The organism is Bacillus sp. Pc3, from assembly GCF_000815145.1.
GTDB classification, from domain to species: domain Bacteria; phylum Bacillota; class Bacilli; order Bacillales; family Bacillaceae; genus Bacillus; species Bacillus velezensis.
The window spans coordinates 3,662,375-3,674,481 of record NZ_CP010406.1 but is presented as its reverse complement, the minus strand read 5'-3'; the positions used below and the strand labels follow the sequence as shown (position 1 = coordinate 3,674,481).

Annotated in this window: 2 protein-coding genes; both read right to left on the bottom strand. The window is 50.2% G+C overall.

Translation table 11 applies throughout. From position 1 onward, the window contains the following. Positions 1–31: 31 nt before the first annotated feature. Positions 32–5,758 carry a type I polyketide synthase gene (locus tag SB24_RS17720; protein ID WP_039254580.1) on the bottom strand — a complete coding sequence of 1,909 codons (5,727 nt, stop codon included), beginning with the start codon at positions 5,756–5,758 and terminating at the stop codon, positions 32–34. Positions 5,759–5,797: 39 nt separating this feature from the next. Next, positions 5,798–12,094 carry a type I polyketide synthase gene (locus SB24_RS17715; protein ID WP_039254578.1) on the bottom strand — a complete coding sequence of 2,099 codons (6,297 nt, stop codon included), beginning with the start codon at positions 12,092–12,094 and terminating at the stop codon, positions 5,798–5,800. Between the last annotated feature and the right edge of the window lie 13 nt (positions 12,095–12,107).

Sequence of the window (12,107 nt, the reverse complement as noted above, 5' to 3'; positions counted from 1 at the left end):
ATTAAATTTGCTCCGTCATTTTGACAGGCAATCAGATAGTCACAAATTCATGAGGGTTCATTCCCTCGATCGGAATCGGCTTGGTCAGCTTCATCAGCCCCATGCGGGAGATCGGCTGCGTCAGCAGAGTTTCCAGCGCCTGCATCCCTTCCGCCCGGCTGATCAGCCCGAGACCGATTGCACTCAGTCTGTCAAACTCTTCAGAAATGTGATTGTCAGCCCGCTCCCAATAACCCCAGTTCATCACTTTGACCCGGCATGACAGCCGTCCGGAAAGCTCATGGGCAAATGCGTCTTTAAATGCGCATCCCGCCGCATAATGGCTTTGATTCGGATTCTTAATATATGAAATAACCGAAGAGAAAAAGAGAATAAAGTCCAAAGACTCTTTCGCAAATACTTCGGCAATGTTGACGGAAATATCCACTTTCGCCGCAAGGCCGGCGTGAAACTGTGATTCTTCCATATCTTTTACGCTTTCATTCGCAAATACCATCGCTGAATGAACGACGCCGCTGATGGTGCCGTATGTGTTTTTAATCTGTTCATAGGCGCGCTGAAGCGATGGAAGATCAGAAGCATCTGCGGCTATATATTCGGGAGCCGGGCCTGATGGCCGGTACCGGTCTATTTTTTGGCGTATCCGGCTGTCCAGCGGCCGCCTCCCGATCCAGACGACTCGGGCTTTATACGTCGTCACCATATAATCTGTCCAAACCTCGCCGATGCCTCCCGCACCGCCGATGATGACATATACGCCTCCATAGCGGTAAGGAACACTTTCAGACGGCCCGCTTTGGACCGGAAGCAATTGAGGCCGGTACCATTCCTGATGTCTGCGCACCCATGCTTTACCCGTACGGTCGCGGGGCAGGCTGAATATGTCTTCTGCGGGGAAATCCCCCCCGTCTTCAAGATCGGCGAGACGGATGTGCCAGCTCGGATGTTCTTTAGCGAGAGACCCGACGAAACCGTGCACACTGGAATGAGCGGGACGCACCTCATCATATTGGGTAATAGGCTGTGCTTGGTGCGTAATCACCGTCATCCCGAGCTGCTCTTTTCCATACCCGAGACCGATAAGAGCTTTGGCCGCTCTGAAAATTTGCAGCACCCCGCTTTTTTGATCATGGCTGTCAGAATCAGCCGGCTGAGGGGCAAACCAGACCATATGCTGAATTTCACCGAGACGGCGGAGCCGATCAGATATCACTTCAACGGAAGCACTTTGGCCGATATCAAATCGCACAGCTTTAGGAAACAATCGTAAAACCGCGTCCGCCTGCCCGTCTGTACCGCCTATGATGACCGCTTTTGCTTCAGAAATGGGGAAGCCGGTTTGGTTGTCTATCGGTTCCGCGTCCCATACCTGCATCAGTTTGACGGCTCCGGTAAGGTTACCCGGGAGATCGTATTGCTTATTATCGGTAACGGCCGGTTCACTTTCGGCCATCCGGGCAGAAAATCCTTTTATCCTTACACACACATTGCCGCGTTCATCACATATATCAATGTCCATTCTTCGCACGGCCGGTGTTTCATGCGTCACAAACACGGCAGCCCACATGTTTGGCCTGCACGGATGAAAAACGGTCAGTTCATGCAATTCAAAAGGCATTAACGGCTGCTCCGGATAACCCGCTTGATCTTCATTCATAACGCCGATGGCCGCCTGAAAAGCGGAATCTATCAGACTAGGATGGAGCACAAACTGTTCAGCCTCATCAGAAACGGAAGCAGGGAGCACCAATTTAGCCAAGGCTTCTTTTTCCCCGCAATAAATGTGATCAATTCCTTGATGTGAAGGTCCGTATACAATTTCCGTCTTTGCAAACGCCGCATAGCAGTCTTCTTTTGACAGCACTTTTTTGCGGCATCGCGCTTTCAGCTGTTCAATATGCAAAACCGGCGCCTCAGACAGCGGCTCAATCACAGCACTGCCTTCACAATAAATGTCTGAATCATTTTCATTGCTGTACACTTGAAATGAAACATTGCCGTTATCCTCCAAAGAAAGCCCTGTCGTCATACGCAGCGTCTCTTTTTTGTGAACGGCCTGGCGTATCCAGCTGATATACCGCAGCGAAATGCCGGTTTTAGCCGTGTATTCAGCGGCTAACGGCGCGGCAGCCAGTTCAGCCGCGGCTCTCGCCATTTCAAGATAAGCCGCCCCGGGGAGAACACGCTTGTTTCGGACGATATGATCGGCTAAGAAGAATTCATCTCCGTTCAGTATCGTACTGAATTTTTGTTCTAGCAAATCTGATGTATTGCGGTGAAGCAGCGGGTGAAGCCTGCTTTCTGTATTTACGGAAGTGACGGGATGATCGGGCTCCGGTATCCAATATCGTTCCTTTGCAAACGGATACGTCGGCAGACTCATCCTGCGCGGTTTCTCCTCCTGATACAGCCGCGTCCAGTCTATCTCAAATCCTTTTGACCACAGCTCCGCAAGTTTTTTGTAAGTGCCGCTGTCCATCCATTTTCGGATCAGCTCCTCCGTATCCTGATCATCATTCAGGAAACCCCTGATTTCCGTTCCGCTGTCAGACCGCCCTTGAAAGCAGCCGTCAATCTGCCGTTTTTGTTCTGTAAATTCAGTTAATTTCCTGATCAGGTCTGCTTGATCGTTCACTAAAAAAACAAGCCGCTCTTCCATTGCCAGCCGTCCCGTTTGCAGCGTATACGCCAGTGACAGCAGGGAAAAAGATTCATCAGGCTGCTTATCTAAGCCGGACTGACCGAAAAGACCGGAAAGAATATTCTTATGTTTCTCATCGTTTGTAAGACATTCTGCTAAAGTCCGGACGGAAGTATGCTGTATGAGATCAGTCATGTCTATTGCCAGCCCGTATTGATCCGTCATCAGCTCAGAAAACTGTGTCAGCTGCATGACATCCAAGCCGAATTCCTTCCAATCCTGTTCATCATCTACCGAGCCGGCCGCAACATGCAGAACTTCGGCCAGAACACCTCGCAACGCATTTTCCAGCTGATTTTGCATTGTATCTATTTTGTCATGAAGCGGACCGCTTCCTTCAAGCGCTTTATCTTTGAGAAACATCAGCAGGCGGGCAGCGTATTCCTTCAGCCGCTCCAGATTTTTCGCTGACAGAGGCACGATATACGGTCTCTCTTGATTCTCCGTAATGCCGGGGTTTTTAGGCCTGTACTCTTCTAAAATGAGATGAACGTTTGAACCCGTCGCCCCGAATGAACTGATGCCTGCGCGTCTCGGGCAGGCATGTTCACGGCCGTTCTCTGTATACGCCGGCTTTTTCCATGACTCGGTTTTTTGCTGCACGTAAAATGGCGAGTCCTCTAAACGGAGATACGGATTAATCGTCTCTGAGTGCAAAGAAGGGACAAGCGTTTTGTGAAACAGCTGCAAAACCGTTTTATGAAGCCCGCTGATCCCGGCAGCTGATTCCGCATGTCCGATATTCGATTTAACGGAACCGATCGCACAAAATTGCCGATCCTCCGTAAACGTGCGGTAAGCTTTAACAAGGCCTTGTATTTCAATCGGATCTCCTAAAGAAGTTCCGGTTCCGTGCGCTTCCACATAAGAAATCGTCCGGGGATCGATCCCCGTCTTTTCAAGACATTCAGCTATCATATCCCCCTGCGCCACGGGGCTCGGCACGGTAATCCCGCTGACGGTCCCCACGTGATTGACGGCGCTGCCTTTTATCACCGCATAAATATGATCCTTATCTTCTTCGGCTTTGTGGAGCGGCTTCAGCAGCACGGCTCCGATGCCGTCAGCTGAGACATAGCCTGTGCCTCCTTCGCCGAACGTGCGGCACAGCCCGTCACTCGAATGCATATCCATCAAGCCGTATGTGATATATTTTGTCGGGTGCAATGATAAATTGACGCCGCCGGCAAGAGCTGCTTCACATTCACCGCGTCTCAGACTTTCCGCCGCCATATGAACGGCCGTCAAAGATGACGAACACACCGTGTCAACCGCCATGCTCGGCCCGTGAAAATTGCAAAAATATGAAACCCGGTTTGCGATCGGCGCATAGTTCAAGGGATAAGGAAAGACCAGCCCTTTAGCCGCAGCTTCAGCGCCGGCGAGAGAATAATCCATATGCATCACCCCGGCAAACACACCGACGTTCATTCTCTTATTCGGCCCTTTCGGCTGAACGATTGTTTCCGGGGTGTAGCCCGCATCCTCAATCGTTTCCCAGCATGTTTCTAAAAACAATCGTTCTTGCGGATCTTTAGCTTCTGCCTCCCGCGGAGAAATCCGAAAAAATTTCGCATCAAAACAATCCGGATCGTCTATAAAACCGCCCCATTTGGAAATCGGCTTGCCGGACGGCGATCGCAAATGCTCATATGTCCTCGTATCCCAGCGGGAACGGGGCACTTCCGTTACGCTGTTTTCTCCATTTTTTAAATTTGCCCAAAATTCACGAAGATTTTTGGCGCCGGGGTACCGTCCCGCCATCCCGACGATCGCAATATCTCCATTCTGCGTTCCGGCTGACGCCGATTTTTTCACGCGGATTTGGGTCGTCCTCTTTTTTTCCCGGTGCAAAGGCTCAGCACTTGAATGCCCGCTTTGAGCATGGCCGAAACCGGCTCCGTAATGTTCGCACAAATATCCCGCCAATTCCGCGATTGTCGTGTATTCAAATAACAGTGTCGGCAGAAGCTGCGTTCCGATTTTTCGTTCAATTTCCTTTACCATGTCCAACAGCCCCGGAGAATCCAGCCCCATTTCATAGTAGCCGATATCCGGGTCAATCTCTTTCACAGGTTTGTTCAATCGGGCGGCAAGCAATTCTTTTAAATAAAGGATGCACTCTTCAGTAAGGCCGGCGGAAGCCTCCGCACGGCGGGGCTCAGAAGGCGCCGGTTCCGCTTGCGGAGCCGGGACGGCATTCCGCCCGTCAGGTTCTTTCTTTAGCCGTTTCTGATTGATCAGTTCCGGGTCCCTCACCAGTTTATTGGCGAAGTTTTTCAGTTCGCCGACTTTTCTGCCTTCCTCATTGAAAAACTCCATTGTCACGTAAACGAGATCTTTCTTACGGGTGACGGATTCTTTTTTTATCTTGGTGATACATGTTGTCTGCAGCAATTCGGTGCAATAAAACGATTCATAAAACAGCGGCAGAAATAATTGCCCCTCCTCCCTCGTCAAAGGAGCGAGATATACATTGGAGCCGATGCTGCTCGCATCTATCAATGCGGGATGAAACATCGCCTCTTCTGCATGTTCCAGCTGATCCTTTTGCACCGACAGATCAATATAAATCTCTTTTTCAGTTTGGTAGACGCTTCCGCAGCCTTTCATCATTCCTGAATGAACCAGTTCTTGATCCCTGCATTCCGCGTAAATGTCCTCAAGCGGTATTTCTGCCGCCGTTTGTTTTACGGCATCCATCGGGACGCTCTCTTGGAAGCCGGCGGGATTGACGGAATGCATTTGCGCCGCGGCATATACCTTTGTCTCTGCTGCTTCGTCACCTTGTTTTTGCCCTTTCACCTCTACCTTCCACTGCTCTTCGCCGTTCTCTGTACAGTCAACGGAAAGCAGGATTGTTTCTCCCTGTTCAGGAGCTAAAGGGTGAAAAATCGATAAGTGCCTGAGTTCAAGGCCGGCATGAAAAAAACCGTTTTCTCTGAAAGTCTGATAGATCAGGTCAATATAAGCCAGACCCGGCAGCAGTTCCTTTCCATAGGCTTTATGATGTTTCAGAACGGGATGCTGATTGTTAATAAGAAGCTGCTCTTGCATATGAACTTCCTCCATATCGACGTTCAATTTTCAGCGCAATCAGTAAGTCTTCATTTGTTTCCAAAACGTATTCGGACGGGACTTATGTGTGTTTTCATGCAGGCTTTCGGCTTTGTCCGGACGAATAGGCCGGCGTTTTAATTCCTGTCTCGGCAAAGGCTTTCTAACAGGGGTATACGCCTCTTGCTCCCAGGCTTCCACTATGACATGGGCATTTGTCCCTCCGTCAGCGAAACTGCTGACAGCGGCAATCCGCGGTGAATCCGTCCATTCACGCAGAACGTGCGAAAAATAAAACGGCGAGGCGGACAGATCGTAATGCGTCATCGGCTCTTTGCCCGAAAGGAAAGGCACACGCATTCGGCGCGAGAGCATAAGCACTGTTTTAATGAATCCGGCAATCCCTTCAGCGCATAACGGGTGTCCGATATTCGGCTTCATCGATCCCAATTCACAAGGCGCGCTGTTTTGCATACGGTAGACCGCTTCAATCGCCCTCAGTTCCAAAAGATCCGTTACTTCAGAGCCTGAACCGTTTGCTTCAATGTAGCTGATATCCTCCGCTTTTCTGCCGCTTTTGGCAAGCGCATTGGCCATCACTTCTTTCTGCGCCTGTATATTCGGTGTGGCAGGCCCCGCGGTTCTGCCGTCATTGTTTACGGAAATGCCTTTAATGACCGCATGAATCCGGTCCCCGTCTTTTACAGCCTGGGCCGCTGTTTTTAAATACACCATTCCGACGCCTTCTCCCAATACAATGCCGCCGGTGCGGCGGTCAAAAATATGAAACGCAGCCTCTTCGCTTAACAGATTGCGAAGTTCGAACATCCGGTGGGTTTGACCGGATTCCAGCAGACTGACTCCCCCGACCACCGCTGAGTCGATTTCACCGCAAGAAAGCGCCTGTATCGCCATATTCATACCGACAAGCGCTGAAGAACAGGCCGTATCCAAAACGAGACTCGGCCCCTTCAAATCAAAGAACTGAGAAAGATTGGCCGCCAAGTAATTCGGGCCGGCGGCGACTATCGGATTTTTTGCATGCTTCAGATGGTTTTCGTCAGGCATACTGCCGCCGCGTCCTCCTAAATAGACACCGGCTGACCTGCCTTTCATTTCTTGTAAAGAGTACCCGCTGTCTCTGAACAGATGAAGCGCTTCTTCTAATATAAGAAAGGACTGGATATCCATTGCCTTGATGTCTTCTTCCGGAATAAGGAAAAACTCCGGGTCAAAATGCGTTACATTTTGTAAAAGGCCCGCATAATCCGCCTTCTCCGTTTTCCAGCGCTCTTTCGGCACCCTTTGAATGGCTGACGTTCCTTCAGACAGCAGCTTCCAATAAGCTTCGATTGATTCAGCTCCCGGAAAACGGCAGGACATTCCGATCACAGCAATGTCCTGCGCCGCTCTAGCACCAGAAGGCTGAATAACAGCGGCTGCCGTTTGTTTGGGAACGTCCGGAATTTCAGGCTGAACCGGTTTTGAAACGGCAGCTTTGATTTCCGGATATGCTGTTTCAAGCCATCCCGCCAGCGCAGCAACCGTAGGGTATTCATACAGCACCGCCGGATCAAGGTCAGCTTTGATCCTCTTTCCGATCGCTCTGGACACTTGAGCAAGCATAATGGAATCGGCTCCGTAATCTTGAAACGGTGTATCAGATTCAAATCTTGACGGCTCCAGTCTTAATTCCCGGCAGCAAATGCCCGTCAGCCACTCCTCAACGCTTTCTGTATCGGCCTGTTCCTGCTGCTTTGTTTCAGTAAGGCCGGATGAAAGCAGCAGACGGTCAGGCTCCCATTTTTCCGGGTGAATGACGGCCGGCATAATAACAGACCCGCAATCTCCTGCCATGATGGCATCAAACAGGCTCAGCCCTTCTCTGTCAGTGATGCTCTTTAAACCGCTTTTCAGATAAGCCCGGCTTTTTGATTCGCCCATACCCGTTTCTTTCCAGCTCGGCCACTGGATGCTCAGCACCGGAAAACCTTTTGCGGCCGCAAAATAATCCATATAGGCGTTAGCCATGGCATAATCGCTTTGTCCCGCTCCTAATTCCGGCATCACGCCGGACACTGAAGAAAACAGCGCAAAAAACCGGAGAGGCTCCTTGTGCAGCGCTTGATACAAAAGGTCCAGTCCGTCTGTTTTAGGCTCAAGCACGGGCATCATCTGTTCGCTTGTTTTGCGGATAAAGGCCGGATGATCGAGATCTACGGCTCCCGCTGCGTGTAACACGCCTCCTATCGGCCCCATTTGATCTTTCACACGGCTGACGGCCTGCTCATATTCAGGGCCGGAAGATACAGACAGCACTTCCGTTCGGACACCTTTTTGTTCGAGCTCTCTGATTCTTCTCACCTTATCGGAAAAAGGGGAATTCCGTTTGATATGATCATCCCATTCCGCTTTCGGCGGCATTGTTTCTTTTCCGGTAAGCACGAGTTTCGTGACTCCGTATCGTTCGGCAAAATGCCGGGCGAATAAATATCCGAGTCCCCGGGTTCCTCCGGTGATCCAGAGCACATGGTCTTTCGGAAATGAAAATTCTTTTTCAGCTAAGCTGTTTGTTTCCTTTAACCGCGCGTGATAGCGCACACCGTTTCGGTAACACACTTCGATGTCTTCAGAATCGCGAAAAAACTCCTCTGCGATCTGGTTTGCCAGCTCAGGATCTTCGGCAGTCCGTTCTGCATCCATATGCCGTGAGCGGATATCCTTATACTCACTTTGGAGCATCCGGTACAATCCGGCCTTTTTTGCACCTGAGAGATTTATCGTTTCATTTGCAAAGGGTTCAAGCCCCTTTGTCACACAAAGCAGCTGAAGCTTTCGGCCGCGGTTTCTGTTGTCAATGAGAGACTGCAGACGATGAATCCAGCCGTCATCATGATTGATTTCCGTCCCGCATCCGGTCACATCAATCAAACCGCCGAATCGGGCCGCGTCCCCGGATATTTCCGGTGATGCAGCGTCAATGATTTCAGACTCGGGGAAATAACGGGACAGCTCAACGGCTAAATTTCCTGTCTGGTGATCAGCAGCTATTCCGATGACGCCCCGCACTTCCTTAGCCGGAACACGGCTGCTTTCTGCCCAGCTTTTCTGTAAAAAGCGGATTTCACGAAATGTTTCAGAATGTGATTCAGCATCACGAACATTGTCCGGCGCTGCATCGTCCGGCCAATACCGATCCTTTATAAATGGATAACCGGGAAGGCTGATGCGATGCGGCAGGCTGCCGTTATAAAGCTCTGACCATTCAATCTTCAGCCCTTTTACCCAAAGTTCCAGAAGCTTCGCGAATTTTTTTCTTTTCATCCATTTACGGACGGCTTCCTGCATATCTTCATCCTTAAAAACGGCTAGAATGTCTTTATACTGTTTGCTTTTTCCCCTGAAGCAGCCGTCTGTCCCGCCGTCAATAAAACGCTGCAGTTTTTCCGCTAACTGCTCTGTCGACGTCACGATAAACGCAGCACGTTCTTCCATCGCTTCTCTTCCGGTTTGAAGGGTGTAAGCCGCATCCCGGAGGCTGCGGTCTGTGACGTCATTTTTTCTGATCGCTTGAAGAAGCTGCTGCGCCCGCTGCTTCAGGCTGGCCTCCTGTTTGGCGGATAATAAAATGACTGCGGGATCTTCATCTGTGAATGGCTCATAAATCTCCCTATCAGGTTCAATATATTCTTCTATCAATATGTGGGCATTTGCCCCGCCCGCGCCAAAAGAAGAGATTCCCGCGATTCTCGGAATCTCTTTTTGCGCTCCGTTTTCCTCAATGACCGGCCGTTTCCAGTCTGCCAATTCACGCTGCACCACAAACGGCGTCCGGTCGAATGCAATATTCGGATTCAATTTTCGGCAATGTAAAGAGGGAGCCAGCTGTCGTTTTTGAAACTGAAGCAGCAGTTTCGTTACACCGGCAATGCCTGCCGCGGCTTCCAAATGCCCGATATTGGATTTAACTGAGCTGATGGCGCAAAAGCCTTTATCTGACGTTTTCGTTTGAAATGCGCGGGTCAAACCGTCTATTTCGATCGGATCTCCGAGTTCAGTGCCCGTGCCGTGGGCTTCGATACAGCTGATCATCCGCGGATGTATTCCTGATTTTTCAAGCGCGCCGGAAATCACGTCAGCCTGGGCGCTCGGACTCGGCACTGTATACCCGTTTGTTCTGCCGCCGTGATTGATATGAGTGCCGCGAATCACCCCGTAAATATGGTCCTTATCAGCCATCGCTTTTGACAGCGGCTTTAACAGCACGGCCCCGACGCCTTCCCCGGGAACAAATCCGTCCCCGCCTTCACCGAAACTTTTGCACGTTCCGTCTTTTGAAAGCATTCGATAGGCGCTGAGCTCCGCATAAGCCGAAGGATGCGTATACACATTCACACCGCCGGCAATCGCCATGTCGCATTCGCCGCGAAGGATGTTTTCACACGCTTCATGGATTGCAGTCAGCGAAGACGAGCACATCGTGTCGACCGGCATGCTCGGCCCTTTCAGATTAAGAAAATAGGAAACTCTGTTGGCCGCTGAACTGAACGACGTTTTCGGCTGCAGGGCGCCGCCGTTTTTCCAGTACATTCCGTACCCGTTTTTCGTAATGCCCGCAAAAACGCCGACCCGGCCGTTATACAAATTCTCAAGCTGTTCCTTCGTATAACCGGCATCCTCCAGCACCTGCCAGCACATTTCAATAAAGAGACGCTCCTGCGGGTCCATATTCAAAGCATCACGGGGTGAAATTTGAAAAAACAGCGGATCAAAGAAAGCGGCATCTTTCAGAAACCCGCCCCGCTTACTGTAACTTTTCCCTTCTTTCACGGCCGCTTCGGGATCAGGGTTGTAGTACTTGTCCTTTTCCCAGCGCTCTTCGGGAATTTCCGTCACACAGTCTTTTCCGGCCGCTAAGTTATCCCAGTACTCTTCAAGTGTTTCAGCTTGCGGATAACGTCCGCTGACTCCGATAATCGCAATCCCTTCTTTTGTCTGTTTCTCATTGGAAAAAGCAGGTCGTTTCTTTCGCTTGATAAACGACGGAAGCACCGGAAAATCTTCATTTGCCAAAACCTGTTCTGATATGCCTGAACGGTGCTCATCATCATTTGTCCATTTTCGGCATTCATTCGGATAATCCGTGACAAAGTGAGCTGCCAGGGAGCCCAGTGTCTTATATTCGTAAAAAACCGTTTTGGAAAGGTCACCGAAAAGCAGAGACAATTCGCGGTTCAATTTCGTCACAGTGACTGAGTCGATTCCGTAGGTTTCCAGCGGCTCTTCAGTATCTATGTTGGAAACAGCAATTTTTGCAGTCAGGGCAAAAAGCGTTTTGAGCTGAAGAAGCGTTTGTTCATACAAACGTTCACTGCGGTGTTCGGCATTGGTTTTTCCGGGAGCGCCCGTCTTGATGACAGGCTGCAGCTTCAACCCCGACAGGGAAGCCCATATTTTCCCTTCTTCGTCACATAAATCAATATAAAAGCTCCCCGCCTTCTCTTGTATCTCGGCCCATACCTTGTCAGGACAAGATTCATAAAACAAAAGCTCGTCCAATGAAACCGGGGCGAGCGTTTTATATTCTTTGCCGCCAAGCAGCGCGCATGCCTCTGTCACACTTTGCATCACACAGGGAGGGAGGCCGAATCGGGCGCATTCTTTTTGGTTTGTCAATGGAATTGATATGTCTGCCAGCATCCGTCCTGCTGAGGCGTAAATACGCTCAATTCCTTTCATGTGCTCACTGTATTGAACGGTATCGTTCTGAGTGATGGCTTCAATTTGCTGCTGATCCATCAGGAAGCCGCTGTTTTCCTTCAAGCGGCTGATATCCAGCATGCCAGGCGCAGCATCAACTGGCTGAATCGTCCCTTGGCTGTACACATCATGATGACTGAAATCGGCAGAAAATGGATTGTAAATCTCAAACCTTTTGGCTTCACCCTCTGCGGGTATCAGCCTGATTTCGATATGGAACGGTTCAGCCTCAGTCAGAATGGGCTTTGACCACACGATATGTGTCAGCCGGACAGCCTCAGTCTCCTTTACTGTCAAAACAGCCGCAGCTCTCGCCATTTCCAAAAGAAGTTCTCCGGGCATAAGCTTTTTACGCTGTAAAGAAACATCAGCGAGAAAAAATTCCCGGCCGCTGAAAGCTGCCGAGAATCCCTGTCCCGTTTCATCGGAAATATGCTGCTGAGCAAGCGGATGAAGGGAAGCCGCTTGGCGAAGTCCCATCCGCATATCATAATCGCGCAAAATGCCGATCGCATCCTGTTTTGTCATTTTTTTATTTTTGACGTCAGAAAAAACCCGGTGCAGAAACTCTTTCATATGGTTTCCTCCA